Below are 26,611 nucleotides of genomic sequence, written 5' to 3' on the forward strand. Positions count from 1 at the left end.
TGTCTTGCCTACTTCTTCTTGCCAAAACCGGACAGGCCGCCGGGCAGGCCCATGCCACCACCAAGCCCACCGAGGCCGCCGGGCAATCCGCCCTTGCCGCCCATCGCTTTGGCTGCTGCTTCCAGTGCCTTGGGGTCCATCTGGCTGGGATCCATGCCACCGGGCATACCGCCTTGCATATCCGGCATGCCGCCGCCCTTGCCGAGCATGCCCTTCATGGCCTCTTTCAGCATCTTGCCTTTGCCCATCTTACCCATCTTCTTCATCATGTCGCCCATCTGGCGGTGCATTTTCAGAAGCTTGTTGAGATCGGAAACCGCCATGCCGGAGCCCGCCGCGATGCGTTTCTTGCGGCTGGCCTGCAGCAGCGCGGGGTTGGCGCGCTCTTTCTTGGTCATCGACTGGATCATCGCGATCTGGCGCGTGATGGCCTTGTCGTCAAAGCCCGAATCCTCGACCTGTTTGGCCATCTTGTTCATGCCGGGCATCATCTGCATCATGCCCTGCATGCCGCCCATCTGCTGCATCTGTTCCAGTTGCATGCGCAGGTCGTTCATGTTGAACTGACCTTTCATCATGCGCTTCATCATGCGCTCGGCCTGTTCGGCCTCGATGGTCTCCTGCGCCTTCTCGACCAGCGCGACGATGTCGCCCATGCCGAGGATACGGCCCGCGATCCGGTCCGGCTCGAAGGTCTCGATGGCGTCCATCTTCTCGCCAAGACCGACGAAGCGGATCGGCTTGCCAGTCACTGCGCGCATCGAGAGCGCCGCACCGCCGCGACCGTCGCCATCCATCCGGGTCAGCACCACGCCGGAGATGCCGATCTTGCTGTCGAATTCCTCGGCCACCTCAACGGCGACCTGACCGGTCAGGCCATCGACAACCAGCAGGGTCTCGCGCGGGTTGACCACATCGCGGACGTCCTCGACCTCTTTCATCAGGACTTCGTCGATCTGCAGACGGCCTGCGGTATCGAGCATATAGACGTCGTAACCACCCAGCGCGGCCTGCTGTTTGGCACGGCGCGCGATGTCTACAGGGGTCTGGCCTTTGACGATCGGCAGGGTGTCGACGCCGATCTGGGTGCCGAGCACCGCCAGCTGATCCATCGCCGCCGGGCGATAAACGTCGAGCGAGGCAAGTAGGACTTTCTTGCCCTCTTTTTCCTTGAGGCGCTTGGCGAGTTTACCGGTGGTGGTGGTCTTACCGGAGCCTTGCAGACCAACCATCAGGATCGGCGCAGGCGGGCTGTCGATCTTCAACGCGCCGGGATCGTCTTCGCCGCGCAGGGTGTCGACCAGCGCGTCATGCACGATCTTGACCACCTGCTGGCCGGGGGTGACGGATTTGGTGACTGCCTGACCGGTGGCCTGATCCTGTACCTTCTTGACGAAGTCGCGGGCCACGGGCAGCGAGACATCCGCCTCCAGCAGCGCCACGCGCACTTCGCGCAGGGCGGTCTTGACGTCGTCTTCGGACAGCGCACCCTGTTTGGTCAGCCGGTCAAAGACGCCAGATAGGCGTTCGGATAGATTTTCAAACATGCCTTCGGCCTCCATTGCCGGTTACGAGATGTGCCCCTGATGTAAGGAGCGGTGGACCTTTACACAATCGTCCCCACCTTCGGCTGCGGTGCGGGGCCAATTCAAACAGTTTGCCCGCGCCGTGTCAGCACAATGCGAGCAAACCAAAACAGATTTGCCCCCACGGGCGCAACGCGCTGGTGGAGGGCGATCCTCGACACGCGCCGAGGACCGGAAGACACAGTGCTCCCGGGGTTGAAGCAGGGCCTACCGCTGGGGCGCAGGAGAGTCAAGGCAAAGCAGACAAGAGTGGAGGAGGCAGGCAAGGATGCCGTAGGAGAGAGGTGACCGGACGTTGCGGATTTGACGCAAGTGCGCTGCGGTGCGTCGATTAATGGCGCAGTTGCCCGAGACGGATGCGCAAAACTGCGTTGAAAGGCGCAGGTTCGATCTGCAGACTGCGGCCGATTCAATTCCGGTTCAAGTGGGGCTATATCATGGACGCGTCATCCCTTTATCAGGACAGCTTGCCGCTCTCCTCAGACATGTTGCTGGCGCAACTGGACAGCTGGGGGATCTCCTATGTCCTGCATGAGCATGTGCCGCTGCGCACCGTCGAGGAATCGAAGGCGGTTGAGGATGACCTCATGGTGCCGGGGGAGAATGCGCTGCGCCTGAAGAACCTTTATCTGCGTGATCGCAAGAAGCGGAACTATCTGATATCGTTGCAGCAGGACCGCGAGATCGACCTCAAGGCGCTTGGCGCTGAGCTTGGTGTGGGCGGGTTGTCTTTTGGCTCGGCCGATCGGCTGATGCAGTTTCTCGGCATCCGTCCCGGCGCCGTCAGTCCGCTGGCGATGATCAATGGGGCGGAGCAGGAGGTGCGCTTTTTCATGGATGCACAGGCACGGGATGCGGAGGTGATCTATATGCATCCGCTGGTCAATGATCGCACCGTGGCGATGCCGCGCGCGGACATGATGACCTTTTTCGAAAAGATCAACGTCACTCCGGACTGGATCTAAACTGGATCTGACAGGTATCGGGACCCGGTCTGGCGGTGTGGCACCCCAGCCTTGTGGCAAGCGATACAGCTGAAACCAGGTCGAGGGATTGCGCTCCGCTTTGCGGATCGCCGGGGGCAGGCCGCGCCTTTGGCGCGGCCTGCCGGGCCCAACGGGTCTTGGGCAGCTTGTGGCTGACCGATGACCGGGCGGGAGAGCCCCCGCCCGTCCCGAATGGACCGGAGCGGTATCAGGACACCAATCAGGTCAAACGTCAGGCCGCCAGTTGAGCGATGGCGTCCTTTGCCTTTTGAACGGAGCCTTCTGCGTCCAGCGCCTGCTGGTCGGCCGCCACGAGTTCGATGTCGGTGATGCCGATGAACCCCAACATGTGCTGCAGGTAGCGGCTCGCGTAGTCGATGTCCGACCCTGCCTCAGTGCCACCGGAAGCGATCACGACGATGGCGCGCTTGCCTTTCAGCAGTCCTTCGGGGCCGGCCTCGGTGTATTGGAAGGTCTTGCCCACACGTGCGACCAGATCAATCCAGGCCTTTAGCGTGGTGGGCACGGTGAAATTGTAGACCGGCGCGCCAATCACCAGGGTGTCAACGCGCTCCAGTTCGGCGACCAACGCGTCAGACAGCGCCAGCGTCGCCTTCTGATCGTCGGATCGCTGGTCTGCGGGTGTGAAGTTGGCACCGATCCAGGCCTCATCCAGCAGCGGCAGGGGCGTGGCCAGGTCGCGACGGATCACCTCTTTTGCGCCGAGACGCTCGACGACCTGAGCTGTCAGGTCGCGGGAAACGGAGCCGGAAAGGCGGGCGGAACTGTCGATATGAAGAACGGTCTGAGTCATTGTCTTTGAGTCCTCGTAGGGGGCGATGTCAATCTACTGAACCGGAGAATGGGTATTTACAAATGCGAACACAATTTGAGATATTCAACATGATCTGTGCGCATTTGCGCAGGCTGTCAGAGGCATGTTTCTGAACTGGGGAGCAGGTTGGAAAATTGGGATGAAGTGCGCACCGCCTATCAGGTTGCGCGGCTGGGAACCGTGAGTGGCGCGGCCGAGGTTCTGGGGGTGCATCATGCGACGGTGATCCGTCATATCGATGCGATCGAGGCGCGGCTGGGGGTGAAGCTGTTTCAGCGCCACGCGCGTGGTTACACGCCGACCGAAGCGGGGTTGGATCTGTTGCGGGTGGCGCAGACCACCGATGACCAGTTCAGCCAGTTGGTCGGACGCCTGAAAGGGCAGGGTGACGAGGTTTCGGGCGAGTTGGTGGTGACCTCCCTGTCGTCGATGGCGCCGATGCTGGCCCCGGCGCTGACGGAATTCCAGCAGATGCATCCGGATCTGGTGATCCGCTACCTGACCGGCGACCGCCTGTTCCGTCTGGAGTATGGCGAGGCCCATGTGGCCCTGCGCGCTGGTGCCGCGCCGGAGCAGCCAGACAATGTGGTGCAGCCCTTTGTCGGTCAGCGCCTCGCGCTCTATGCCTCACGCGACTACGTGGAGCGCCACGGCATGTTGCAGGGGCAGGATGACATGGTGAACCACCGCTTTGTCGCCAGTGACAATGAAAACACCCGCGCGCCGTTTGAGCGCTGGCTGCGCGCCACCATTCCGGCCGAGAACATCGTGTTCCGCTGCTCCGACGCTGTGGCGGGGCATAAGGCGATCCGCGCCGGGGCGGGCATCGGGTTCATCTCGCTGTGGGAAGCGGCCAACAGCCCCGACCTGGTGATGATGATGGATCCGCGCGATGACTGGTCGGGCAAGATCTGGCTGGTGACCCATGTGGATCTGCACCGCACCAACAAGGTGCAGAGCTTCGTGCGCTTCTTGAAGGAACACGCCAAGGGCTGGCCGCAGTAATGAGCACGAACAGCAACTCGCTGCCCGAACGCCCGACGTTGAGCGACGGGCACAAGGGCCATCTGGCGATGCTTGCCTTTTCGGCGCTGGTGGCGGGGTCCTTCTCGCTGGGGTCAATGGTGGCGAATGAAATCACCCCGGCAGCAATCAACGCAGTTCGGTTTGTACTGGCAGGCGCGCTGATCGGTGCGGCTGCAGCGTTGGGGCCGGGGTTGCGACGTGCGCATTTTGAGGCGCCCTGGCGCTATTTGCTGCTGGGTGGGGTGTTCGCGATCTACTTCGTGCTGATGTTCTACGGGCTGAAGACCGCAGCACCGGTCAGCGCGGCGGCGGTTTTCACCCTCACACCCGCGATGAGCGGCGTCTTTGGCTGGCTGTTGCTGCGGCAGGTCACGACGCCACGGATGGCCCTGGCATTGGCCATTGGTGGGGCAGGGGCGCTCTGGGTGATCTTTCGCGCGGATCTGTCGGCCCTCATGGCGTTTGAGATCGGCCAGGGAGAGATGGTCTATTTCTGGGGCTGCATGGCGCATGCGCTTTATACGCCGCTGGTACGCAAGCTGAACCGGGGTGAGCCGGCGCTGGTCTTCACTTTTGGCATGCTGGTGGCAGGCGCACTGGTGCTGATCATCTTTGGCTGGCGCGACCTGCGGGCCACGGATTGGGCTGGGCTGAAACCCATCGTCTGGATCGGTCTCTTCTACCTGTCGTTCTGCGCCTCGGCGTTGACGTTTGTGCTGCTGCAGTTCTCCACTCTGCGGCTGCCCTCGGCCAAGGTCATGGCCTATACCTATCTGGTGCCCACATGGGTGATCCTGTGGGAAATGGCGCTGGGCAAGGGCTGGCCCTCGGGGTTCATCCTCGTGGGCATCGCGCTGACCATCGTGGCGCTCTGGCTGTTGCTCAAGGATGAGGGGCGTCACTAGGCGTCATTGCGGCGCCGTATCTGCTCGCAGGTCCAGCAGAGGTCAGGCCTCGTCGGACTGCGGCGGTGCCAGCTCGCTCTCCAGAAACCGCTCAAAGGCATCAAGGTTCACCGGCTCGAACTGACCAAACCCCTGCATCCATACGGAGGCGTTGCGCAGGGCGTCGGGCTGCAGCTTACACCATTTCACCCGCCCGCGTTTCTCCTGCGCGATCAGACCGGCGCGGGTGAGGATGGTGAGATGCTTGGAAATCGCTGCCAGCGACATCTCGAACGGTTCCGCTACATCGGTGACGGCCATGTCGTCCTCCAGCAGCATCGACAGGATCGCCCGTCGGGTCGGATCCGCGAGGGCCGCAAAGACTGTATCAAGGGTGTCGCTCATGCAGATACCTCCTAAAGTGCAGGATGCGGGTCGACAATCCCGAAGCGTGCGCGCAGAACTCTCGCACAGAAACATAGGGAGACCACCATGGCGCTGCGCGATTGGGCGATTATTGTCATTCTCGGCATCGGCTGGGGCATGTCCTTCATGTTCAACGCCGTGCTTCTGCGCGAATTGGATCCGCTGTGGATCTCGACCGGGCGGGTTGGCCTCGGGGCGCTGGGGTGCTGGGTCTTCCTTCTGGCGCGCGGCCGCCGCTGGCGCATCCCGATGTCGCGGGCGCTGGCGCTCGCGGGGTTTGGCGCGCTGAGCTATGCGATCCCGTTCTCGTTCTATGCCATCGGACAGCAGCATATCGCCAGCGGCGTTGCCGGTATCGTCAATGCGAGCACGCCGGCGCTGGCGGTGGTGGTGACCCATTTCTGGCCGGGCGGCGAGCGCGCCAGCTGGCGCAAGAGCCTCGGCGTTGGGGCGGGGCTTGCCGGGATCGTGATCCTGTCGCTCCCCATCCTGCAAAGCGGTGAGCCATCGGCCATCTGGGCGGTTCTGGTGACGCTGGGTGCACCGCTGTGCTATGCCTTTTCTGTCAATGTCGCCCGCCAGTTTCGCGACATGGAAGCAGTGGTGTTGGTTGCCTGGGCCCTGTCCGGGGCGACAGTCTTCATTCTGCCGCTTGCGATCTGGAGCGAAGGCCTGCCAGGTGCGCTCAGCGCTCAGGCATGGGGCGCGCTGGCCATCATCGGATTTGCGCTTACCTCTGCGGCCTTTATCGCGATGTACTGGGTGCTGCCACGCGTGGGGCCGACCAACATCACGCTGCCGACGTTGATCGCTCCGACCTCCGCGTTGACGCTGGGGGTCCTGGTGTTGGGAGAGCCGCTGGCGCTCAGCCATCTGATGGGGCTGGCGGCGATCCTCTTCGGGCTGCTTTTGATCGACGGGCGATTGTTCCGGCGCCGTCCGTTGCCCGCCTGACCCCAAGATCAACCGTTTGGTTGAATATGGCGTTCTGCGCCATTTGACGCCAAATGACTGTCTCTGAGGCGATGCGGGTCTTGGTGAGATTTGTATAAGTGTCTGATTATTAATGGAAATATATGGAGAATGTGACGCGCATTGTGCAATTGACTCTGAGCGGGGGACCGCTTAGCAACACATCAGATTTCGCGTGAGGAACCGTCTGTTGATTGACGATGACCAAAAGCAGCGCATGGCGCAGCTGGAGGCAAAACTGGCCGCTGCCAAACAGGCGCATGAAGAGCCAGAGCCCCGTGCGGATGAACACTATTCCATGGCCAATCAGGCCTGGCGGATGGTGACGGAATTGGTGGCCGGTCTCGTGATCGGCCTCGGCATCGGATACGGGTTGGACGTTCTGTTTGGAACCATGCCCCTCTTCATGGTGCTGTTTATAATGTTGGGTCTGGCCGCCGGGGTGAAGGTAATGCTCCGCAGCGCACGCGAGATCCAGGACAAGCAAATGGCCGAGGCGGAGAAACACGCCGACGCTGATAAAGACGTATGAATGTCGGGCGCCAGTCCGGCGACAGGAGAAGCGGAACGATGGGCAAACTGTTCTTTTACGTAGCTTTGGCTCTGGTGCTCGTATCGGGTGTGTTGTTTGCACCTGAAACCGCGGGCCTGGCCATCCACCCGATGGATCAGTTCACCGTGACGCCGCTGTTTGGCGGCGACCACATCGCGTGGTACACGCCGACCAACGTGACCCTGTGGATGTTCTTCGCCGTGGTTGCAGTCTTCGCACTGCTGGTGTTCGGCTCTGCCAACCGTGGCATCGTGCCGTCGCGCGCTCAATCGGTTGCTGAACTGGCTTACGGCTTCATCTACAAAATGGTCGAAGATGTCGCCGGCAAGGACGCGGTGAAGTTCTTCCCCTACATCATCACATTGTTCATGTTCATCGTGACCGCCAACTTCCTTGGCCTGATCCCGATGTCCTTTACCACAACGTCGCATTTCGCCGTCACCGGCCTGCTGGCGGTTGTGGTCTTCGTAGCGATCACCATCACCGGCTTTGTGCTGCATGGTGTCAAGTTTCTCGGCCTGTTCTGGGTCAGCTCCGCTCCGCTGGCGCTGCGTCCGGTCCTCGCCCTGATCGAAGTGATTTCCTACTTCGTGCGCCCCGTCAGCCTCTGCATTCGTCTTGCAGGCAACGTGATGGCGGGACACGCGGTTCTGAAGGTGTTCGCAGGATTTGCCGGCGCGTTGGGCGCGGCCTCCTTCCTGCCGATCTTTGCCATCACCGCGTTCTACGCACTCGAGGTTCTCGTGGCCTTCATCCAGGCCTACGTGTTCACCATTCTGACCTGTGTCTATCTGAAAGACGCGCTGCACCCGTCCCACTAAGGGGTCGCGTGCTGGTCTGAACTACTACCGCAACTTCCAATCGTAAGGAGATACTATCATGGAAGGCGATCTCGCATACATCGGCGCTGGCCTGGCTGGCATGGGTACTGGCATTGCAGCTCTGGGTGTTGGCAACGTTGCAGCCAACTTCCTGGCAGGCGCACTGCGCAACCCCTCCGCAGCTGCTTCGCAGACTGCTACTCTCTTCATCGGCATCGCATTTGCAGAAGCTCTGGGCATCTTCTCGTTCCTGGTCGCTCTGCTGCTGATGTTCGCCGTCTAAGACTCCGGAACACTTTTTCCTTACGGCCGGGCGGAGTGCCAACCGCGCCCCGCCCGGTGTAACGGCAAGTTCCATAGGAGGACGACATGGCAACTACTACGCATGACGCAGGTCATGGAGCTGCCGACGCGGCGCACGGGTCTTCCGGCATGCCGCAGCTGGACTTCTCGACCTACGGAAACCAGATCTTCTGGCTTCTGGTCACGCTTGTCGTGATCTATCTGATCCTGTCGCGCGTCGCGCTGCCTCGCATTGCAGGCATCCTGAACGAACGTCAGGGCACCATCACCAACGACCTCGCCGCGGCTGAAGATCTCAAAGCCAAGGCAGTTGAGGCCGAAAACGCTTATAACAAGGCTCTGGCTGACGCCCGCTCCGAGGCACAGCGCATCGTCGCTGAAACTCGTGCGGAAATTCAGGTCGGAGTCGACGAGGCGATCGCCAAGGCCGACGCGGAAATTGCTGCCAAGGCAGAAGAATCCGAGAAGGCCATTGCCGAGATCCGCGCAACTGCGTTGGATAACGTCAAGATCGTTGCGTCCGACACCGCCTCTGCGCTGGTTGCAGCACTGGGTGGCAAGGACGATACCGACACAATCGCGGCTGCAGTCGCCAAACGGACGGAGGGCTAAGATCATGCGCGCAACTCTCGCACTCGCTCTGACCCTCGCGTCCGCGTCCCCCGCGTTTGCGGCGGGTGGTGGCTGGAACCTCGGCAACACCGATTTTGTTGTCGTACTCGCCTTCCTGCTGTTCATTGGCATTCTGCTCGCTGCCAATGTGCCGTCCTTGATTGGCAAGCAGCTCGACGGACGTGCGGACAGCATCAAGTCGGAACTGGAAGAAGCCCGCGCCCTGCGTGAAGAGGCCCAGACCCTTCTGGCGTCCTACGAACGCAAGCAGCAGGATGTTCAGGCTCAGGCTGACCGCATCGTGTCCAACGCCCGTGACGAAGCCGCAGCAGCGGCCGAGCAGGCGAAAGCGGATCTTGCCGCTTCCATCGCGAACCGCATGGCCGCTGCCGAAGAGCAGATCGTGTCTGCCCAGGCCTCCGCGGTGAAGGAAGTGCGTGATCGCGCCATCACCATTGCTGTCGAGGTTGCCGATCAGGTGATCGCAAAGCAGATGACGGCGGCGGAAGCCAACAAGCTGATCGACGCAGCCATTCAGGACGTGAACGCAAAGCTGCACTAAGCAGGTTTTGTGTTGGATCCGATAAGAGCCCCGGTGGAAACGCCGGGGCTTTTTGCATTCGCGAATTTACGGGTTTTGTGAAGTTTTTATGATCGACGGCTTTGCGACATGACTCTGACGTCCCGCCGTGCCACATGGTTTTTCAAGTCATGCTGCATTCAGGGCACAAATGTTCGACTCGCTTCCAAAGCCTCAGCACGATGTGCATCAGACCGCGGGAGAGGGTCCTGCAGGTGATCCCGGACCGGCGCTGATGTCGCTGCAGGGATTTTCAGCCTCAATCAACGGTCAGCTTTTGTTGCGGGATCTTAGTTTTGATCTCCACCAGGGCGAGGTCTTGGGTCTGATTGGTCGGGCGGGTGCCGGAAAGACAGCCCTGTTGCGCGCCATGTGTCGTCTGCTGGATGAGCATCGCGGCCTTGGGAACACTGGCCACATTCTGCTGGATGGTGCTGATATCTATCATAACGCTTGCGATCTGCCGACGCTGCGTCGGCAGCTGGCGTTCATTTCGCAGCAGGCCAACCCCTTCCCAATGTCGATCTGGGACAACATCGCCTATGGCGTGCGTCTGAACCGGATCGCCAGCACGCCTTCGCAGGTCGCCGAAGTGGTGGAAACCGTGCTGCGCCGCTGCCTGTTGTGGGACGACGTCAAGGATGTGCTGCACAAGATGCCCGCCACCAAATTGCCCATTCAACGCCAGCGGTTGCTGTGCATTGCCCGCAGCCTCGCTATCCGACCGAAGGTATTGCTGCTGGACCGGCCCACTGGTTCGATCGACCGGATGGAGCTGGCTCTGCTGAACCGTCTGATCGCGGATCTGAAGCAGGATCACACCGTGGTTCTGGTCACCGCATCCCTCACCGAGACCGCGCATGTTGCGGATCGGGTGGCCTATCTCGACGAGGGGCGGCTGGTTGAAATCGACAGTGCGGAGATGATCTTTACCGCCGCGCTCAATCAAGGCACCCGCGATTTCATCAACAGCACCGCCATGTGACGTGCCGCTTCAGCGGTTGCGTTCATGCTCCAGCCGCTGGGCCGCGATTTCGGCGTTGCGCTCAGCCCGGATCTGTTCGTCCAGAGCCTGTTTCACATAGTCCAGATGTGCCTCCACCGCCGCCCGTGCGTCAGCAGCATTGCGCGACTGCAACGCGGTGTTGATGGCGCGGTGTTGCTCCAGCAGCGCCTCGTAGGTGGTGTGTGCGCCAAACATGATGCGCCGGTTGTAGAACACCCCCTTGCGCAGCATGTCGAACATCGACCGCATCATGTGCAAGAGGACCACGTTGTGGCTGGCCTCCAGAATCGCCGAATGGAACTGCGCGTCCAGCTCTGCCGCCGCCTCCGAGATGCTGGGATCCCCGGCCTGCTCCATCCTGTCGAAAATTTCCTGAATCACGGCAAGGTCGGCATCAGAGCCGAATTTGGCGGCCCGTTCGGCGGCCATGCCCTCCAGATCGCGCCGGAAGGAGAGATAGTCGAACACCGCCTCATCGTCGCTGGCAAAGAGCTGGATGAGCGCCGGCGAGAAGGCCGAGCCCAGAACATCGGCCACGAACACCCCGGACCCGGCCCGGCTGGCCAGCAAACCCCGGTCCTGCAGCTCTGCCAGCGCGTCGCGCAACGAGGGACGCGAGACACCGAGCCGTTCAGCCAGCTCTCGTTCGGGCGGGAGCCGCTCTCCCGGTCGCAGGATGCCCCGCAAGATCAGCTTCTCGATCTGGCGCACCACGGCGGCAGAGAGCTTTTCCGGCTGAACTTTCTGGAACGGCATGAGTGGCCTCGGAAAATGTCGATTGGTCAAATCATATGACCACCAACCGCCCCGAGCTGCAAGATCACGATGGGTGAAATAATAGGTCAGCACTATTGACTTGGTTTTCGTCTTTCTATCGATTGCGGGCATGATCGAGAAGGAAAGTGACTCAAATGACCCTCCCAACGCAATTTGCGAAACGTATTGGCCGCATGAAGGCTTCGGAAATTCGCGAGCTGTTGAAGCTGCTGGATCAGCCGGGGATGTTGTCCTTTGCCGGTGGCATCCCCGATCCGGCACTTTTTCCCGCTGAGGCCTTTGCCGAGGCCTTCCAATCCGCCCTCACTCCCGAGCATCAGGCGCAGGCGCTTCAATACTCGATCTCCGAAGGTTACCTGCCGCTGCGCCAGTGGATCGCGGCGCATATGGCAGAGATGGGAGTGACCTGCGCGCCAGAGAACGTGCTGATCACCTCCGGCTCACAGCAGGCGCTGGACTATCTGGGCAAGCTGTTCCTCGACGCCGACGACACTGCGCTGGTGGGCTGGCCGACATACCTTGGCGCGCTGGCGGCCTTCAACGCCTATGAGCCGCGCTATGACTGCCTGCGCCCGGGCGATAACCAGCCGCCCGAAGCCTACGCCGCCGCAGCAGAGCCCGCCGGGGGGCGGGTCAAGTTCGCCTATATGAGCCCCGATTTCGCCAATCCCACCGGCGTCACCATGACCCGGGCGGATCGGTTGGCAGCCTTGCAGATGGCGGAGGCACTGGGCGCCGCCGTGATCGAGGATGGCGCCTATCAGGCCCTGCGCTTTGATGGCGAGGCGGTGCCGCCGATGCTGGCGCTGGAGCAGGAGCAGAAGGGCGGCGATCTCGACGCCTGCCGCACGATCTACTGCGGTACCTTCTCCAAGACCCTGTCTCCGGGGCTGCGCGTCGGCTGGGTGGTGGCGGCGACGCCGGTGATCCAGCAGCTGGTGCTGATGAAGCAGGCCGCCGACCTGCATTCCGCCACCATCAACCAGATCGCCACCCATCAGGTGGCCGCGCGGCTTTTCGACGACCACGTTGCGTCCCTGCGCGCGGTCTACATGCGCCGCCGCGACGCCATGCTCGCCGCGCTGGAGGCTCATATGCCTGAAGGTGTCACCTGGGCTCGGCCCGAGGGCGGCATGTTCATCTGGCTGACCCTGCCCGAGGGGATCAGCAGCGCCACGCTTCTGGAGCGCGCTTTGGGGCAGGAGCAGCTGGCCTTTGTCCCCGGTCAGGCCTTCTATGCCGACGGCGCCGGCGCCAACACGCTGCGGCTGAGCTTCTCCAACAGCAATGAAACTGTGATCGCCGAGGGCATGGCGCGTCTGGGGCGGGTGCTCAACTCCGCGCTGTAAATGGCGGTTATCCACAAGATATGGTGGGGTTGCGAGGCCGAAAGTGCCGATTTTGCGTCATGCGCCGTTGACACTTGGCCCGCAAGACTGATGTGATTTCCGGCAACGGAATCACCAGAAAGGGCGATCTTGCGCTTTTCCAAACTCAGGCTGACTGGCTTCAAGAGCTTTGTTGACCCCACCGACCTGATCATCGCTGATGGTCTGACCGGTGTTGTGGGGCCAAACGGCTGTGGCAAGTCGAACCTGCTGGAGGCGCTGCGCTGGGTGATGGGCGAGACCCGGGCCAAGGCGATGCGCGGCGGCGGCATGGAAGATGTGATCTTCGCCGGCACCGCCAGCCGCTCCGCCCGCAACTTTGCCGAGGTCAGCCTGCAGATCGACAACTCCGAGCGGCTGGCGCCGTCGGGGTTCAACGAGGCCGATCAGCTTGACATCGTGCGTCGGATCACCCGCGACGTGGGATCCGCCTACAAGGCCAACACCCGCGATGTGCGCGCCAAGGACGTGCAGATGCTCTTTGCCGATGCCTCGACCGGCGCGCATTCACCGGCGCTGGTGCGGCAGGGGCAGATCTCCGAACTGATCAATGCTAAGCCCAAGGCCCGCCGCCGGGTGCTGGAAGAGGCGGCGGGGATCTCCGGCCTCTATCAACGGCGCCACGAGGCGGAGCTGAAGCTGAAGAACACCGAACAGAACCTGTTGCGCGTCGATGACGTGATCGAACAGCTCGCCAGCCAGTTGGGGCAGCTGGGGCGGCAGGCGAAACAGGCGCAGCGCTACCGCGAGATTGGCGAGAAGCTGCGGCTGGCCGAGGGCATGCTGCTCTACCGGCGCTGGCGCGAAGCGGATGACGCCCGCCTTGCCGCCGAGGAGGAACTGCGCACCCGCGTGACCCAGGCCGCCAAGGCAGAGGCACTGGCCCGCGTGGCGAGCGAGAAACGGGCCGAGGCCGAAGAAGGCCTGCCGCCCCTGCGCGAGGAAGACGCGATCGCCGCGGCCGTGTTGCAGCGGCTGGTGGTGCAGCGTGATGCGCTCTCGGATCAGGAGGCGCAGGCGCGTCAGAACATCGAACGTCTGAACAGCCGCATCCAGCAGCTGGGCAATGACATCGAACGCGAGTCCGGCCTGAACAAGGACGCGGGCGAGACCATTGAGCGGCTTGAATGGGAAAAGCGCGAGCTGGCCAAGGCCGGCGAAGGCCAGGACGACCGGATGTCTGAAGCGGCGGAAGTGGCCGAGGAATCGGCGTCGATCTTGCACACCGGCGAGGAACACCTGTCGCAGGTGACTGAGGATGTCGCCCGTCTTGCTGCCCGTCACCAGTCTGCCCAACGGCTGGTTGAGGATTGCCGCCGGGCGCTGGACCGGGCCGAGGGCGAGGGCGCCAAGTCCCGCGCTGCCATGGAAGAGGCCCGCGAGGCGCTGGGGACGTCGGAAGAAACCTATGAAGCCGCAGTCGAGGCCGAGGAAGAGGCCCGCGAGGGGGCTGAAATGGCCGAGGAGGCCCTGGCCGAGGCGGATGAGCTGCGCACCGAAACCCAGGCGCATGAGACCGAGGCACGCGCCAAACGCTCCGAGGCCGAGGGCGAGCTTGGCGCGCTGCGGGCCGAGGTGACGGCGCTGGCCAAGCTGGTCGAACGAGACACCGCCGAGGGCGGGCAGGTGATGGATGACCTGCGGGTGACCCCGGGCTACGAGAAGGCCTTGGGCGCGGCGCTCTCCGATGATCTGCGCGCGCCGCTTGCGGATGGCGACGGGCCCACCGGCTGGCTCACCCTGCCGTCCTATGACCGTGATGCCCCGCTGCCCGACGGGGTTGAACCGCTGGGCAAATATGTCGACGGCCCCGATGCGCTCTGGCGCCGAATCGCGCAAATCGGCGTGGTGGACCCGGACGAGGCCCTGCGCCTGCAGCCGCAGTTGCAACCGGGGCAGCGGCTGGTGACATTGGAGGGCGACCTGTGGCGCTGGGACGGGTTTCGCGCCTGGGCCGAGGATGCGCCCTCTGCCGCCGCCATGCGGCTGGAACAGATGAACCGGCTGGAAGCGCTGAAACAGGATCTGGCCCATGCCACCGCCCGGACCGAGGGCGCGCAGGCGGCGCATGAGGCGCTGGTGCGCAAGCTGGAAGAGGTCACCCGCGCCGATCAGGCCGCCCGTCAGGCTCGCCGCGCCGCCGACCAGCGTGTCGCCGATGCCGCCCGTGCCCTGAGCCGCGCCGAGGCGGAGCGCAACCTCGCTGAAGGCAAGCTGGAAAACTTCGGCATCGCCGTTGCGCGCCATGACGAGGATGCGCTGACCGCCTCGCTGCAGCTGAAAGAGGCGGAAACCGGGCAAAGCGCGCTGGGGGATCTGGGCGAAGCCCGCGCCAAGGTCGAGGAGATCAAGCACGGGGTCGAGGCCGCGCGGATCACCATGCTGACCCATCGCTCCGCGCTGGACGAGCTGCGCCGCGAGGGCGAGGCCCGCACCAAACGGGCCCAGACCGTGACCAAGGAAATCTCTGGCTGGCGCCATCGTCTGGAGTCGGCCGGCAAGCGGATCGCTGAACTGGAAGAGCGCCGCGAGGCCAGTCAGGAAGAGCTGGAGGACGCGATGGCGGTGCCCGGCGAGATTGCCGAGACCCGCGAGGAACTGAACGAACAGATCACCGAGGCCGAGACCCGCAAGGCGGAGGCCACCGATGCGCTGGTCGCCGCCGAAGGCGTGCTGCGCGAGGCGGTGCACAATGAACGTGAATGTGAACGGCTGGCCTCCGAGGCCCGCGAGGCCCGCGCCCGCTCCGAGGCCCGCACCGAGGCCGCCCGTGAGACTGTCGAGGCCGCCGCCGAGCGCATCGACGAGGTGATGCAGATGGAGCCCGGCGACCTGCTGCAGCAGCTTGAGGTGGCGCCCGAGGATATGCCCAACGCCGAGGAACTGGAGGTGGAGGTCGCCCGCCACAAACGCCAGCGTGACGCGCTGGGGGCGGTCAACCTGCGCGCCGAGGAAGACGCCCGCGAAGTGCAGGAAGAGCATGACACGCTGGTGGCTGAAAAGCTGGATCTCGAAGAGGCGGTAAAGACCCTGCGCGCGGGCATCGCCAGCCTCAACCGCGAGGGGCGGGAACGGCTGCTGACCGCCTTCGAGCAGGTGAACAGCTCCTTTGCGATGTTGTTCACCCATCTCTTTGGCGGCGGCGAGGCCAACCTGCTGATGGTCGAAAGCGACGACCCGCTGGATGCGGGGCTGGAGATCATGTGCCAGCCACCGGGCAAGAAGCTGTCGACCCTGTCGCTCCTGTCCGGCGGTGAGCAGACGCTGACGGCGATGGCGCTGATCTTTGCGGTATTCCTGTCCAATCCGGCGCCGATTTGCGTTCTGGACGAGGTCGACGCGCCGCTGGATGACGCCAATGTCACCCGCTTCTGCGACCTGCTGGACGAGATGTGCCGGCAGACCGACACGCGGTTCCTGATCATCACCCACCACGCGGTGACCATGGCGCGGATGGATCGTTTGTTCGGCGTCACCATGCAGGAGAAGGGCGTTAGCCAGCTGGTCTCCGTCGATCTGAAAAAGGCCGAAGCTCTGGTCGCCTGACTGTGAGCGGCGCTGACACGCAGTCGTGACTGCGCTGTCATCAAAAGCGCCGCTAGGGTAGCGTTATGCGCTGTCTCATCCCCTTGCTGCTTTGCCTTGCCACGCCGCTCTCTGCTGCCGAATGGGCGTTGCGCCCCGGAGATCAGCCCTTTGACGCCGACGACCTTGCGGCGCTGCCGGGGCAGGTGTTCCGCTACTACGATGACGGCGAAAGCCGGTTCTGGGCCAATGGAGCATACGCCTATACCTACTCGGCACAAAATGGCGGCGGCACCGCCTGGGGCAGCTACAGGGTCGCCGAGGACGGCAGCGTCTGCGTGACCTTCACCAATGGCAACAAACGCTGCGACCTATATGTGCGCGATGGCAATCGCACCCTGCTGATTACCGAAGAGGGCGCGCGTTTCCCGATGCGGCCCTGAGCGCCCTCAGAGCGCGTTGAGCAGATCTGGCGTTGGCCAGGCATCGGCAGGCAGGCCGAGGCGCATCTGCTCTTGCTGGACGGCCAGGCGTGTATTTGCACCAAGGATACCATCTACGCTGCCGACATCGTGCCCTCGGTCTTGCAGCCGCCGCTGCAGTTCCTTCATCTGCCCGTCGCTCAACCCGGTGTCCGGGTTGCCCGCGTTGTAGACCTCCGCGCCCTGAAGCCGGGTTGCGAAATAGGCGGCGGTCAGTACATAGGTAAAGCTCTGGTTCCATTCGAAATAAATGTCGAAATTGGGGTAGGCGAGGAAGGCAGGTCCCTTGTGTCCCTGCGGCAGGATCAACGAGGCCTCGACGTCCTTCATGGCGAAGTCAAAGGTCCGTGGCGTGACCCCCATGGCCTCCCACTCTGCCACGGATTTCTTGTAGGCCGGGCCGGAGGCAGAGACATCCATGCCCGCCGGAATGGTGACTTCCTGCAGCCAGGGCTCGTTTGCACGCCAGCCGAGGTGCGACAGCATCCGCGCCGCTGACATCAGCGCATCGGCGGCAGAGGTTTTCAGCGTCACATGGCCATCGCCATCCGCATCCACCCCGTGTTCGAGGATATCGCCGGGCAACATCTGCACCATGCCGATTTCGCCGGCCCAGGCGCCGGTGGTGCGGGCCGGGTCGAAATCCCCCTTGCGATAGAGTTCCAGAGCCGAGAAGATCTGCGGCCGGAACAACTCCGGGCGGCGGCAGTCATGGGCCAGCGTCACCAGCGCGTTGCGGGTGTTGAAATCACCCTGGACCGCGCCGTAGTCGGTCTCAAACGCCCAGAAGGCCAGCAGTACGCCGCGGTTGATGCCATAGGTGGTCTCGATCCGCTCAAAAATCTTGTCGAATTCCTCGCCCTTGCGGCTGCCCCGATCCAATCGGCTCTGCGAGATGAGCCGTCGCGAAAACTCGATGAAGGGTTTCTGGAACACGCCTTGCGAGCGGTCGGCGCGCAGCACTTTGGAGTCTTTAGCGACACCGCTGAAGAAGCCGTTCACCGTTTTGATCGAGTAGCCCGCGGAAACGGCCTCGTCCTTCAGCCCACGTACGAAGTTCTGGAAACCTCCGCCACATTGCGCAGAGGCCAGGGTCGGGGTGGCTAACAGGGCGATCAGGGCGGTGCGGTGCAGGACCGCTTTGGGGCTGGGCAGCACGCGCATGGCCATATGTCCTTTGGTCGGATGGGTTCGCGCTAACGATATCTAGAAGAGCAGACCCAATGCAACCACCAGAACCAGTGTCAGACCCCATGATTTCCACAGAATTTGACAGCAACGCGTGATGGCATGGGCATCGGCGCTCTTTGAACCGCTGTCATTCACCCAAGCAAAGTCGCGCATCTCTCCATCGTAGGAGCGCGGACCCGCCAGCGCCACGCCAAGCGCGCGCGCCATGGCGGCCTCTGGCCAGCCCGCGTTGGGGGAGCGGTGTTTGCGCGCATCGGTGCTGATTTCGCCCCAGTCGCCGGTGCGCCGGGTGACCACGGCCAGCAGGAGCGCACTCAACCGGGCGGGGATGATGTTCAGCACATCATCAAACCGCGCCGCGGCCCAGCCGAATTCCTCGTAGGCTTCGGTGCGATAGCCGATCATGCTGTCGGCGGTGTTTATCAGCTTGTAGATCAGCAGCCCCGGCAGTCCGGCGACAAGGAACCAGAACACCGGCGCGATCACCCCGTCAGAGAAATTCTCCGCCCCGCTCTCGATGGCGGAGCGCGCCACCTGCGGGCCGGTCATGCTGTCGGTGTCGCGGCTGACGATCATCGCCACCGCTGCGCGCCCCTCGGGCAGGCCCTGACGCAACCCGGTGGCCACGGCGCTGACGTGGTCGATCAGCGAGCGTTGCGCGATCAGGATGGCGGCGATCAGCACACTGACCACGCTGCCGAGCCAAGACAGCGTCCAGCCGAGGACCAGCCCGGTCAGCACCAGCACGGCAACCGCCACCACGCCCCTGCCACGTTTGCCGTCGCCCTCATTCAATCCGTCGTCCAGCGCCTGTACCAGCCGTCCCATCAGCACCGCCGGATGCGGCAGCCGTGACCAGAGCCATTTCGGTTCTCCCAAAGCGGCATCGAGGATCAGGGCGGGGATCAGCAGCGCGGCGGTGCTCATGTCAGCGCGGTCTCCAGTTGGCCCCAGCGGTCGGCGGGCGGCAGACCGAGGCGCAGGAAGCGGGTGGAATAGGGGAAGATGCGGCTCCAGATATGGGCACGGCCAAGGCGCTCCTGCCAGGCAGCCGCGTCCTCCACGTCATAGAGCCGGAACAGATCGGTGCCGCCGACGGTCTGCGCCCCGGCCTGTTGCATCAGCTGGTCAAGGCGCGAGGCGGCATCGGCCAGCTCCAGCCGGGTGGTGGCCGCCCAGTCGGGGTTGTTCAATGCCTGTGTCCCGGTCCGCAGTGCCGGGCCAGAGACCGCCCATGGCCCCATGACGGCGCGCAGCCCTGCGATCAGTTCCGGATCGCCTATGGCGAACCCCAGCCGCAGCCCGGCCAGCCCCCAGAACTTGCCAAAGCTTTTCAGGATCACCGTGCCGGGTGTGGCGGCGCGCGCGATCAGGCTCTGATCGGGGCAGATATCGCAAAAGCTCTCATCGATCACGCAGAAGGGCGCTGTCAACTCCTCCGCCAGCCAGAGACGTCCATCGGGATTGTTGGGATGCACCACAACCTGCCCCTCTGCCGGACCCGCGTCGAGGACCTGCCAGCCACATTGGTCGAAGGCGGCCGCGTGTTCGTTATAGGTCGGGGTGGTGATCTGCACGGTGCGGGAAGGACGCAGCACAGGGAGGCGGGCGATCAAGGCCGACGCGCCGGGGGCGGCAAGGATATCCGCGCCCTCCGGCACCTGCCAGAAACTGCGGGCTGCGTCGATCAGCGCTTGTTGCGCGTCGCTGTCGGGCAGGGCGGTCCAGTCCTCTGCCAGCATGGGCGGCAGCGGGTAGGGGGCCGGGTTTATTCCGGTCGACAGGTCGATCCAGTCCTCACGCGCGCCGCCAAAGCGCGCGAGGGCTGCGGCGAGGTTGCCGCCATGATCGCGCGCCGGGGGCAGGGCGGTCGGCAGGGCGGTCGCCGGTGCGCCTTGAGGGACGCTTGAGATACTATCTACCATGGCGGATCGGCCTTTGTGCATAGGGTCTTTGGACGATATGCCCCCGCCCTTCCCATAAAGCAAGCGCGGCGGAACCCCGCCGCGTCCTGGGCCACTCCGGTCCGGTTGCGCGCCTATCCGCGCCCGTGCGGTGCATCCCAGTCCAGTACCGGGTTGATCGGCAGGATGCGGTTCGGATTGATGGTGTCATGGCTGTAGTGATAGTGGCGCACGATATGCGGCATCACCACCGTCTCTGCCACGCCCGGCATCTGATACAGCTCGCGGGTGTAGGCCCAGAGGTTAGGGTAGTCGATGATCCGACGCCGGTTGCATTTGAAATGCAGATGGTAGACCGGGTCAAAGCGCACCAGCGTGGTGAACAGGCGCCAGTCGGCCTCGGTCAGCTTGTCGCCCATCAGGTAGCGATGCTGGCTCAGGATGTCCTCCAGCCAGTCGAGACTGTCGAACAGAGGCACCACGGCGGCGTCGTAGGCTTCTTGAGACGTGGCAAAACCGGATTTGTACACACCATTGTTCACCGTGTCATAAACTCGGGCGTTCACCGCCTCGATCGGCTCGCGCAGCGCCTCGGGCCAGAGGTCAAGCGTATTTCCCGTGATCTCGTCGAAGGCGGAGTTGAGCATGCGGATGATCTCTGCGCTCTCGTTCGACACGATTGTGTTGTTCTGCTTGTCCCAGAGCACCGGCACCGTGACGCGGCCAGAGTAGGCGGGGTCTGCCTTGGTATAGACCTGGTGCATGTAGTCGAAGCCGAACAGATCATCGCCGGTGGCGCCCTCCATGCCTGTCTTGAACTCCCAGCCCTTGTCCAACATGTCCGGATGCACGACTGAAATGCTGATGTGGTCCTCCAGCCCTTTCAGTTTGCGAAAGATCAGGGTGCGATGCGCCCAAGGGCAGGCGTAGGACACATAGAGGTGATAGCGACCGCTTTCTGCCTTGAACCCTGTCTGGCCATCGGGGCCCGGGCCGCCGTCGGCGGTCAGCCAGTTGCGGAACTGGGATTCGGAACGTTTGAAAGCGCCCCCATGCGATTTTGTGTCATACCAGACGTCTTGCCATTTGCCGTCAACCAGCAGTCCCATGGTAGGCCCTTCCTTTTTTCGGTTGCGACTGAGGATAGGGCCAGAGCAGTGGCGCGACCACCTGTGCGACTGCGCAGCTCCTCTGCATCCGCGCACAGGCCTCATGCAGGGAGCCTGTTCAGGCAGCGAGGCATTGGAACGTAGAAAGGCGCGCGGCCAACCGATCACACTTCGAAATTGCAGCGGAGGGGCGCGCCGCCTTCACTTGATTTTAGCCAATTCCAAGCCAAACTAAGGGTCGGTCCTCTAATGCCGGAGGTAAAGGCCATGACCACCTACGTTCCCCAGTCCGTTCAGGACGCGCTGGACAAGGCGCGCCTGCAGGGCATGAAGAAAAAGAATCGCCTGCGCGTGCATGCGGGCGAGGAGATCTATCCGGTGCTTCGCCAGTGGACTGACGGGTTCTCGGTCGAGGCGGAGGTGGTGCCGCAGTTGCGCGGCCTTGTGGATCTCTACGATGGCACACGTCATCTGTCGCAATGTCTGATCGTGGCCTCCGAGGCCGAAGCAGGCGAAATGCGCTATGAGTTCAAGCGCGCGACCGCCGCAGCAGACAGCGCACCGCTCGATTTCTATCGCGCGCCGGATGCGCCAGTCGGTTTGTTGGGACATGATCATCTGGGCGAGGGCTAAGCCAGCGCCCTTGGAGTAATGTTTCCGGGCCTGTGCGCATTGGCGTGTGCGCACCAGCCGACGCTACGTGACGTTGCGAGATTTGCAGACGGCGAAGCTCCCGCCTATAAGCGCCATATCCTGTTCAGGACATGACCCTGACGGTTGGGTCAAGCGCCGCGCGCGCCCGGAACGGGCGCGCGCGGCGCGGGTCGCTTCGGGCTTTGCCCGAAGCGAAACATCTCCGATACCTCCGAAAAAAGCCAATGAGCCAATCCGGGCAATCGGTCAGGGCTGGACATCCACCGTGGTGCCAACAGCGACTAGATCCGATACGTGCCGCAGCTGTGTATTGCCGCGGGCGCCGCTGTTCGCCGCGCATGCTCACCAATTCCAGTAGAGCCTTCGGCTTCCCGTGGATGAACATCTCGCCGTGCGGATCGCGTCTCGCGGTGGCGGTGTGCGCCTGATCCCTTGCTTGCAAGTTATGGTGGCTGCGCAAGAGGGGATAGGCGCTGCCTGGATTGCGCCGGTCGAACCTGAAGCGCCCCTCCGGCGTATTGCCGTCGCCCTCCGCAAACGCGGCGCCTTGGGAGGCAGAGACACGCGCCACCTGCATCCGCAACACGACCTTGCCCTCGGCACATCCTATCACCGCAGCCGCCCTACCGGATGTGCCGACCATCTGATGTTCCACCGCCGCCACTGGAGATGGCGGCGGTGCGGGCCCCAGCCGCTGCTCATAGAATCAGGCGCAGCACACGACCAGCGTGCCCTGCGTCTCCTCGACCCGGGCCAAGGCCCGCACGAAATGCGTCACTGAAGGTCAGAGAACGCCCTGGCCAAGCGCGCACAGGCCTCTTCCACCCGCGCCCGCTGGGTGCCGAGGTTGAACCGCAGGAAGGTCTCGCCGCCGGTGCCAAAAGTGGTGCCATGGTTTGCCACGATCTTGGCATCCTGCTCGACACGGCGGGTGAACTCCGCCCGCTCCATGCCGGTGTCGCTAAAGTCGACCCACGCCAGGTAGGTGGACTGCAGTGCCATGGATTTCAGCCCCGGAATGGCATTCACAGCCTCGTCAAACAGCGCCTTGTTGCCCTCGATATAGGGCACCAGCGCGTCCACATAGGCCGCCCCTTCGGAAGAATAGGCGGCGATGGTGGCGGTTTCGCCGGCCGTGTTGCCCTGCAGATAGATCGCCAGCATGCGACGGCGGAAACGCTCGCGCAGCGCCTCGTCCGGGATGATCACCTGACCCGTGTGCAGTCCGGCTATGTTGAAGGTTTTCGACGGCGCTGTCAGCATGATCAGCCGGTCGACAACCTCCGGTACGGCAACCGGCATCGGCAGGTGCTTGTGCCCGCTGAACACCAGATCATGATGGATCTCGTCAGAGATCAGCATCAGGTCGTGGCGCTTGCAGAAATCGGCGACCCCCTGCAGCTCGTCCTGGCTCCAGACCCGGCCACCGGGATTATGCGGCGAGCAGAGGATGACCATTTTTTCTTTGCCGGTCATCTGCGCGTCATAGGCGGCAAAATCCATGCTGTAGGCGCCGTCCTCCTGCACCATCTGGCATTCTACCACCTCGCGCCCCGCCAGGCGGATCACCTTGGCAAAGGCGTGGTAGACCGGGGTGAACAACACGATGCCGTCGCCCGGATCGGTAAAGGTGTCCAGGCACATGCCGACGCCGTTGACCAGGCCCGTGGTGGTGAAGATCGCATCCGCATCGACGCGCCAGCCGTGGCGGTTCTCCATCCACCACTGGATCGCGCCCTTGTACTCGGACTCGCGATTCTCGTAGCCATAGATGCCGTGATCGGCCATCTCGCGCATCTTTGCCGAGACCACCTCCGGTACGGCGAAATCCGTGTCAGCGACCCACATCGCCAGCCCTTCTTCGGGGGATACTCCGTAGAGTGGCTCCATCATGTCCCATTTGACGCAATTCGTGCCGCGGCGATCAATGATCTTGTCGAAATCCATGAAATTCTGTCTCCGTCGTGTTCGGGGCAGACGCTAGGGGATTGCGCCTGCGGTGCAAAGCCCCGCCAATGTGCTGGTACAAACACAGCGCGGTCGCTTGCCGATCACGGCCACCGCGAAGAGACATTGCGGGTTTGCAGCGATTGGCCTAAAGGCATTGGCCATGAAACGTTCGATCCTGATACACCCCGACCCGCGTCTGAAGAAGACCGCCGCAGAAGTGCCGGACCTGTCCGATGATTTGCGCGCGCTGGCCGACGACATGCTGGAAACCATGTATGCAGCGCCCGGCATCGGCCTGGCCGCGCCGCAGATCGGCATTCTGGATCGCCTGATCGTGCTTGATTGCGTGAAGGAAGAGGACGGCGCCGCGCGCCCCCTCGTCATGTTCAACCCGCGCGTCATCGCCGCCTCGGACGAGGAGAACGTCTACGAGGAAGGCTGCCTGTCGATCCCCGAGCAATATGCCGAGGTGACCCGCCCCAAGGTGGTGGATGTGGAATGGCTCGACCGTGACGGAAACCTGCAAAGCGAGACCTTCGACGGGCTCTGGGCCACTTGCGTGCAGCATGAGATTGACCATCTCGAGGGCAAGCTGTTCATCGACTATCTCAAGCCGCTGAAACGCCAGATGATCACCCGCAAGATGCAGAAGCTGAAGCGCGAAATCGCGCGTGGCAATACATGAGCCTGCTGCCGATCGTTCTGTGGCCCGACCGGCGTCTTTCGACGATCTGCAGGCCGGTGGACGCGGACGAGGATGTGACCACTCTGATCGCCGACATGCTGGAGACGATGTATGACGCGCCGGGCCGGGGCCTGGCGGCGCCGCAGGTTGGCGTGCTCAAGCGCCTCTTCGTGATGGATGTGGATTGGAAGGACGGGGCGCGGAACCCGGTCGTGATGATGAACCCGCAGATCCTTTGGCGCGCGGAAGAGACGGCTGTGGGCGAAGAGGGCTGTTTGTCGATACCTGGGGTCTCCACCGAAGTATCGCGCCCGACCCGTGTGCATGTGCGTTGGCTGGATGCTGAACGCCAGCCTTGCGAACAGGAATTTGACGGGTTCGCCGCCCGCTGCATCCAGCATGAATACGACCATCTCGATGGGCGTGTGACCTTCGATCACCTGTCGCCTCAGGCCCGCGCGGCGGCAGACGCACAGTACCAGCCTGATGAGGACACGCGCTCATGACCATCCGTACCTGCCTGCCTTGGCCCGACAAACGCCTGCGCACCGCCGCCGACGCGGTGCCGGAGATCACCGAAGAGATCCGCGCGATCTGGGACGACATGATCGACACGATGGAGGCGATGCCGGGTGTGGGTCTGGCTGCCCCACAGATCGGCGTGATGCTGCGGCTGGCGGTGGTCGACGGCTCCACGCAGCGGGGCCGCGTGGTACGGCTGGCCAATCCGGAAATCCTGCATTCCTCGATCGAGCTGCGCGAACATGAGGAAGCCAGCCCCAACCTCCCCGGCGTGGCGGCCAAGATACAGCGCCCACGTGCGGTCACCGTGCGTTTCCTCAACGAGGACGGCGTGGTGGACCGGCGCGATTTTGTCGGAATCGAGGCCACATCCGTGCAGCATCAGATCGACCATCTGAACGGCAAGATGTACTTTGACCATCTCTCCCGGATGAAGCGCGACATGCTGATCAAGAAGGCGCGCAAACTGGCGCGCTGACCTGTTGGCTTTCAGCTTTTTGTAAATATCTCCGCCGGAGGCCCCAGCCTGACCCGTCAGGGGCAGGCGCATGCTGTCGCGCATATGCGCGTCCGCTCTGGCCCTGTGCCGTGTCCTGCGTTAAGCCTGTGCTCAACACCAATGCACGGCAGGAAGGGCAGCGCGATGCGGGTTATCTTCATGGGAACACCGGAGTTTTCGGTCCCGGTGCTGGACGCGCTGGTGGCCGCAGGTCACGAGATCGCCGCGGTCTATTGCCAGCCACCCCGTCCCGCCGGGCGCGGCAAGAAGGACCGCCCCACTCCGGTACACGCAAGGGCCGAGGCGCTGGGGCTTGATGTGCGCCACCCAGTCTCGCTCAAAAACGCCGAAGAACAGGCGGCCTTTGCAGCGCTCAAGGCTGACGTCGCCGTTGTGGTCGCCTATGGGCTGATCCTGCCGCAGGCCATCCTCGATGCGCCCGAACGGGGCTGCCTCAACATTCACGCCAGCCTGCTGCCGCGGTGGCGCGGCGCGGCACCTATTCACCGCGCGATCATGGCGGGCGACGCAGAAACAGGTATCTGCATCATGCAGATGGAGGCTGGCTTGGATACCGGCCCTGTCCTGATGCGCGAGGAGACCCTGATCGGGGCCGAGGAAGTCACGTCCGAACTCCATGATCGCCTGTCCGAAATCGGCGCTGGGCTGATCGTGGAGGCTCTCATGGCCTTGCCGGATCTGACGCCGGAGCCACAGCCCGCGGAGGGCGTCACCTACGCCAGCAAGATCGACAAGGCCGAGGCCCAGATCGACTGGCGCGCCCCGGCGGAAGAGGTCGACCGCAAGATCCGCGGTCTCTCGCCGTTTCCCGGCGCATGGTGCGACATCGACGGCCAGCGGGTAAAGGTGCTCGCCTCGCGTCTGGCCGCGGGATCCGGCGCGCCGGGCGCCGTTCTGGACCAGGCATTGACTATCGCCTGTGGCAGTGGCGCAGTGGAGCTCCTGCGCCTGCAACGGGCCGGCAAGGGCGCGCAGGACCGCGAGACCTTCTTACGCGGGTTTCCGATTGCGACCGGTTCTGAGCTGTCCGTGCCGGAGGCGATGACATGATGTTGGCGCTGTTTGGCACCGTGGTGATCGCGGGTATTGTCGGCTACCTGTCCGAACGCAGCGGCTTCACCCACAACGGGGTAGTGCAATCGATCATCATCTGCGTCGGCGGCGCCTTCCTGTTCTTCTTTCTGCGGCTGATGTTCGGTATCGGTTTCAACGCGCCGGGCTGGAACGCCATCCTGTCCTCGATCGGCGCGCTCATCATCGTGCCGTTCCACTGGCGGCGCTAGGCCTTTTGACGGGGCAGAAAGAGAGACAAGA

The 26,611-nt window shown here is 63.2% G+C and carries 29 protein-coding genes; 20 read left to right on the plus strand and 9 right to left on the minus strand.

The annotated features are described in order from the left end of the window. Positions 1-8: 8 nt before the first annotated feature. Positions 9-1,547 carry a signal recognition particle protein gene (gene ffh / locus R0J92_RS13495; RefSeq protein WP_411052036.1) on the minus strand — a complete coding sequence of 513 codons (1,539 nt, stop codon included), beginning with the start codon at positions 1,545-1,547 and terminating at the stop codon, positions 9-11. Between the two features lie 476 nt (positions 1,548-2,023). On the opposite strand from ffh, the gene R0J92_RS13500 reads away from it, so the two are divergent. Beyond that, complete coding sequence (locus tag R0J92_RS13500) at positions 2,024-2,551, plus strand: prolyl-tRNA synthetase associated domain-containing protein (protein WP_411052037.1); 528 nt, start codon at positions 2,024-2,026, stop codon at positions 2,549-2,551. Positions 2,552-2,804: 253 nt separating this feature from the next. On the opposite strand, the gene R0J92_RS13505 is transcribed toward R0J92_RS13500, so the two are convergent. After that, entirely contained in the window at positions 2,805-3,386 is a 582-nt protein-coding gene (locus R0J92_RS13505) for an FMN-dependent NADH-azoreductase (RefSeq protein WP_411052038.1), read from the minus strand. Between the two features lie 147 nt (positions 3,387-3,533). Here R0J92_RS13505 and R0J92_RS13510 point away from each other — a divergent pair, with 147 nt between their 5' ends. After that, positions 3,534-4,412 carry a LysR family transcriptional regulator gene (locus R0J92_RS13510; RefSeq protein WP_317385224.1) on the plus strand — a complete coding sequence of 293 codons (879 nt, stop codon included), beginning with the start codon at positions 3,534-3,536 and terminating at the stop codon, positions 4,410-4,412. Continuing rightward, entirely contained in the window at positions 4,412-5,338 is a 927-nt protein-coding gene (locus tag R0J92_RS13515) for a DMT family transporter (protein WP_411052039.1), read from the plus strand. Before R0J92_RS13510 ends, R0J92_RS13515 begins: the two co-directional genes overlap by 1 nt. 42 nt (positions 5,339-5,380) lie before the next feature. Here R0J92_RS13515 and R0J92_RS13520 read toward each other — a convergent pair whose 3' ends face one another. After that, complete coding sequence (locus R0J92_RS13520) at positions 5,381-5,722, minus strand: ArsR/SmtB family transcription factor (protein WP_411052040.1); 342 nt, start codon at positions 5,720-5,722, stop codon at positions 5,381-5,383. Between the two features lie 87 nt (positions 5,723-5,809). On the opposite strand from R0J92_RS13520, the gene R0J92_RS13525 reads away from it, so the two are divergent. From R0J92_RS13525 to R0J92_RS13555, 7 genes are all read left to right on the plus strand, one after another. Continuing rightward, complete coding sequence (locus R0J92_RS13525; protein ID WP_411052041.1) at positions 5,810-6,697, plus strand: DMT family transporter; 888 nt, start codon at positions 5,810-5,812, stop codon at positions 6,695-6,697. A 208-nt stretch (positions 6,698-6,905) separates the two neighbouring features. After that, positions 6,906-7,247 (plus strand): AtpZ/AtpI family protein, encoded by a 342-nt coding sequence (locus R0J92_RS13530; RefSeq protein ID WP_106164232.1) that lies wholly within the window; start codon positions 6,906-6,908, stop codon positions 7,245-7,247. Positions 7,248-7,285: 38 nt separating this feature from the next. Further along, a complete protein-coding gene (locus R0J92_RS13535; RefSeq protein WP_106164233.1) occupies positions 7,286-8,089 on the plus strand; it encodes a F0F1 ATP synthase subunit A in 804 nt (267 codons plus the stop codon). Positions 8,090-8,147: 58 nt separating this feature from the next. Further along, a complete protein-coding gene (locus tag R0J92_RS13540) occupies positions 8,148-8,372 on the plus strand; it encodes a F0F1 ATP synthase subunit C (protein ID WP_005636439.1) in 225 nt (74 codons plus the stop codon). An 86-nt stretch (positions 8,373-8,458) separates the two neighbouring features. Next, a complete protein-coding gene (locus R0J92_RS13545; protein ID WP_317385227.1) occupies positions 8,459-9,004 on the plus strand; it encodes a F0F1 ATP synthase subunit B' in 546 nt (181 codons plus the stop codon). 4 nt (positions 9,005-9,008) lie between these two features. Next, positions 9,009-9,566 (plus strand): F0F1 ATP synthase subunit B, encoded by a 558-nt coding sequence (locus R0J92_RS13550; protein ID WP_106164235.1) that lies wholly within the window; start codon positions 9,009-9,011, stop codon positions 9,564-9,566. Between the two features lie 169 nt (positions 9,567-9,735). Next, positions 9,736-10,569 carry a phosphate ABC transporter ATP-binding protein gene (locus R0J92_RS13555; RefSeq protein WP_411052042.1) on the plus strand — a complete coding sequence of 278 codons (834 nt, stop codon included), beginning with the start codon at positions 9,736-9,738 and terminating at the stop codon, positions 10,567-10,569. A gap of 9 nt (positions 10,570-10,578) precedes the next feature. Here R0J92_RS13555 and R0J92_RS13560 read toward each other — a convergent pair whose 3' ends face one another. Further along, the gene (locus R0J92_RS13560) at positions 10,579-11,346 is read right to left on the minus strand and encodes a FadR/GntR family transcriptional regulator (RefSeq protein ID WP_106164237.1); all 768 of its coding nucleotides are present in this window, start codon (positions 11,344-11,346) and stop codon (positions 10,579-10,581) included. A gap of 155 nt (positions 11,347-11,501) precedes the next feature. Between R0J92_RS13560 and R0J92_RS13565 the strand changes: the two genes are divergently transcribed. From R0J92_RS13565 to R0J92_RS13575, 3 genes are all read left to right on the plus strand, one after another. Continuing rightward, on the plus strand, positions 11,502-12,716 hold the full coding sequence (locus tag R0J92_RS13565) for a PLP-dependent aminotransferase family protein (RefSeq protein WP_411052043.1): 1,215 nt from the start codon (positions 11,502-11,504) through the stop codon (positions 12,714-12,716). Positions 12,717-12,845: 129 nt separating this feature from the next. After that, complete coding sequence (locus tag R0J92_RS13570) at positions 12,846-16,301, plus strand: chromosome segregation SMC family protein (protein WP_411052044.1); 3,456 nt, start codon at positions 12,846-12,848, stop codon at positions 16,299-16,301. A gap of 65 nt (positions 16,302-16,366) precedes the next feature. Further along, entirely contained in the window at positions 16,367-16,723 is a 357-nt protein-coding gene (locus R0J92_RS13575) for a hypothetical protein (RefSeq protein ID WP_317385231.1), read from the plus strand. A gap of 6 nt (positions 16,724-16,729) precedes the next feature. Here the strand turns inward: R0J92_RS13575 and R0J92_RS13580 are convergent, their stop codons facing one another. The 4 genes from R0J92_RS13580 to R0J92_RS13595 all read right to left on the minus strand — a co-directional run bounded on the left by R0J92_RS13580 (position 16,730) and on the right by R0J92_RS13595 (position 20,966). Then, complete coding sequence (locus R0J92_RS13580) at positions 16,730-17,926, minus strand: lytic murein transglycosylase (protein WP_106164307.1); 1,197 nt, start codon at positions 17,924-17,926, stop codon at positions 16,730-16,732. Positions 17,927-17,968: 42 nt separating this feature from the next. Further along, positions 17,969-18,880, minus strand: a complete 912-nt coding sequence (gene cbiB / locus R0J92_RS13585; RefSeq protein WP_106164241.1) for an adenosylcobinamide-phosphate synthase CbiB — start codon at positions 18,878-18,880, stop codon at positions 17,969-17,971. Continuing rightward, positions 18,877-19,878, minus strand: coding sequence for a threonine-phosphate decarboxylase (locus R0J92_RS13590; RefSeq protein ID WP_411052046.1), 1,002 nt, complete (start codon positions 19,876-19,878; stop codon positions 18,877-18,879). Before R0J92_RS13590 ends, cbiB begins: the two co-directional genes overlap by 4 nt. A gap of 113 nt (positions 19,879-19,991) precedes the next feature. After that, positions 19,992-20,966, minus strand: coding sequence for a glutathione S-transferase family protein (locus R0J92_RS13595; RefSeq protein ID WP_411052047.1), 975 nt, complete (start codon positions 20,964-20,966; stop codon positions 19,992-19,994). Between the two features lie 267 nt (positions 20,967-21,233). Between R0J92_RS13595 and R0J92_RS13600 the strand changes: the two genes are divergently transcribed. Continuing rightward, on the plus strand, positions 21,234-21,599 hold the full coding sequence (locus R0J92_RS13600; protein ID WP_106164243.1) for a hypothetical protein: 366 nt from the start codon (positions 21,234-21,236) through the stop codon (positions 21,597-21,599). Between the two features lie 503 nt (positions 21,600-22,102). Continuing rightward, positions 22,103-22,267, plus strand: a complete 165-nt coding sequence (locus R0J92_RS13605) for a hypothetical protein (RefSeq protein WP_411052048.1) — start codon at positions 22,103-22,105, stop codon at positions 22,265-22,267. A gap of 127 nt (positions 22,268-22,394) precedes the next feature. Here the strand turns inward: R0J92_RS13605 and R0J92_RS13610 are convergent, their stop codons facing one another. Beyond that, entirely contained in the window at positions 22,395-23,567 is a 1,173-nt protein-coding gene (locus R0J92_RS13610; protein ID WP_411052049.1) for a MalY/PatB family protein, read from the minus strand. Positions 23,568-23,730: 163 nt separating this feature from the next. Here R0J92_RS13610 and def (R0J92_RS13615) point away from each other — a divergent pair, with 163 nt between their 5' ends. The 5 genes from def (R0J92_RS13615) (at position 23,731) to R0J92_RS13635 (ending at position 26,580) form a co-directional block, all read left to right on the plus strand. Beyond that, positions 23,731-24,255 (plus strand): peptide deformylase, encoded by a 525-nt coding sequence (def, locus tag R0J92_RS13615; RefSeq protein WP_106164309.1) that lies wholly within the window; start codon positions 23,731-23,733, stop codon positions 24,253-24,255. After that, entirely contained in the window at positions 24,252-24,761 is a 510-nt protein-coding gene (gene def, locus R0J92_RS13620) for a peptide deformylase (RefSeq protein ID WP_411052050.1), read from the plus strand. Before def (R0J92_RS13615) ends, def (R0J92_RS13620) begins: the two co-directional genes overlap by 4 nt. Further along, the gene (def, locus tag R0J92_RS13625; protein WP_106164246.1) at positions 24,758-25,255 is read left to right on the plus strand and encodes a peptide deformylase; all 498 of its coding nucleotides are present in this window, start codon (positions 24,758-24,760) and stop codon (positions 25,253-25,255) included. Before def (R0J92_RS13620) ends, def (R0J92_RS13625) begins: the two co-directional genes overlap by 4 nt. Positions 25,256-25,420: 165 nt before the next feature. Next, positions 25,421-26,347, plus strand: coding sequence for a methionyl-tRNA formyltransferase (gene fmt, locus R0J92_RS13630; RefSeq protein WP_411052051.1), 927 nt, complete (start codon positions 25,421-25,423; stop codon positions 26,345-26,347). Next, on the plus strand, positions 26,344-26,580 hold the full coding sequence (locus R0J92_RS13635; protein ID WP_106164248.1) for a hypothetical protein: 237 nt from the start codon (positions 26,344-26,346) through the stop codon (positions 26,578-26,580). The genes fmt and R0J92_RS13635 overlap by 4 nt, the downstream gene beginning before the upstream one ends. Positions 26,581-26,611: the final 31 nt, after the last annotated feature.

Origin of the sequence: Tritonibacter sp. SIMBA_163, assembly GCF_046535935.1 — a bacterium.
GTDB lineage: Bacteria > Pseudomonadota > Alphaproteobacteria > Rhodobacterales > Rhodobacteraceae > Epibacterium > Epibacterium scottomollicae.

Bases quoted from the DNA above. Each gene is read 5' to 3' on its own strand.
- R0J92_RS13520 (WP_411052040.1), bottom strand. From the start codon at position 5,722: ATGAGCGACACCCTTGATACAGTCTTTGCGGCCCTCGCGGATCCGACC.
- R0J92_RS13515 (WP_411052039.1), top strand. From the start codon at position 4,412: ATGAGCACGAACAGCAACTCGCTGCCCGAACGCCCGACGTTGAGCGAC.
- R0J92_RS13500 (WP_411052037.1), top strand. From the start codon at position 2,024: ATGGACGCGTCATCCCTTTATCAGGACAGCTTGCCGCTCTCCTCAGAC.
- R0J92_RS13545 (WP_317385227.1), top strand. From the start codon at position 8,459: ATGGCAACTACTACGCATGACGCAGGTCATGGAGCTGCCGACGCGGCG.
- cbiB (WP_106164241.1), bottom strand. From the start codon at position 18,880: ATGAGCACCGCCGCGCTGCTGATCCCCGCCCTGATCCTCGATGCCGCT.
- R0J92_RS13540 (WP_005636439.1), top strand. From the start codon at position 8,148: ATGGAAGGCGATCTCGCATACATCGGCGCTGGCCTGGCTGGCATGGGT.
- ffh (WP_411052036.1), bottom strand. From the start codon at position 1,547: ATGTTTGAAAATCTATCCGAACGCCTATCTGGCGTCTTTGACCGGCTG.
- fmt (WP_411052051.1), top strand. From the start codon at position 25,421: ATGCGGGTTATCTTCATGGGAACACCGGAGTTTTCGGTCCCGGTGCTG.
- R0J92_RS13575 (WP_317385231.1), top strand. From the start codon at position 16,367: ATGCGCTGTCTCATCCCCTTGCTGCTTTGCCTTGCCACGCCGCTCTCT.
- R0J92_RS13550 (WP_106164235.1), top strand. From the start codon at position 9,009: ATGCGCGCAACTCTCGCACTCGCTCTGACCCTCGCGTCCGCGTCCCCC.
- R0J92_RS13595 (WP_411052047.1), bottom strand. From the start codon at position 20,966: ATGGGACTGCTGGTTGACGGCAAATGGCAAGACGTCTGGTATGACACA.
- R0J92_RS13610 (WP_411052049.1), bottom strand. From the start codon at position 23,567: ATGGATTTCGACAAGATCATTGATCGCCGCGGCACGAATTGCGTCAAA.
- def (WP_106164246.1), top strand. From the start codon at position 24,758: ATGACCATCCGTACCTGCCTGCCTTGGCCCGACAAACGCCTGCGCACC.
- def (WP_106164309.1), top strand. From the start codon at position 23,731: ATGAAACGTTCGATCCTGATACACCCCGACCCGCGTCTGAAGAAGACC.
- R0J92_RS13535 (WP_106164233.1), top strand. From the start codon at position 7,286: ATGGGCAAACTGTTCTTTTACGTAGCTTTGGCTCTGGTGCTCGTATCG.
- R0J92_RS13555 (WP_411052042.1), top strand. From the start codon at position 9,736: ATGTTCGACTCGCTTCCAAAGCCTCAGCACGATGTGCATCAGACCGCG.
- def (WP_411052050.1), top strand. From the start codon at position 24,252: ATGAGCCTGCTGCCGATCGTTCTGTGGCCCGACCGGCGTCTTTCGACG.
- R0J92_RS13525 (WP_411052041.1), top strand. From the start codon at position 5,810: ATGGCGCTGCGCGATTGGGCGATTATTGTCATTCTCGGCATCGGCTGG.
- R0J92_RS13560 (WP_106164237.1), bottom strand. From the start codon at position 11,346: ATGCCGTTCCAGAAAGTTCAGCCGGAAAAGCTCTCTGCCGCCGTGGTG.
- R0J92_RS13600 (WP_106164243.1), top strand. From the start codon at position 21,234: ATGACCACCTACGTTCCCCAGTCCGTTCAGGACGCGCTGGACAAGGCG.
- R0J92_RS13590 (WP_411052046.1), bottom strand. From the start codon at position 19,878: ATGGTAGATAGTATCTCAAGCGTCCCTCAAGGCGCACCGGCGACCGCC.
- R0J92_RS13635 (WP_106164248.1), top strand. From the start codon at position 26,344: ATGATGTTGGCGCTGTTTGGCACCGTGGTGATCGCGGGTATTGTCGGC.
- R0J92_RS13505 (WP_411052038.1), bottom strand. From the start codon at position 3,386: ATGACTCAGACCGTTCTTCATATCGACAGTTCCGCCCGCCTTTCCGGC.
- R0J92_RS13580 (WP_106164307.1), bottom strand. From the start codon at position 17,926: ATGCGCGTGCTGCCCAGCCCCAAAGCGGTCCTGCACCGCACCGCCCTG.
- R0J92_RS13565 (WP_411052043.1), top strand. From the start codon at position 11,502: ATGACCCTCCCAACGCAATTTGCGAAACGTATTGGCCGCATGAAGGCT.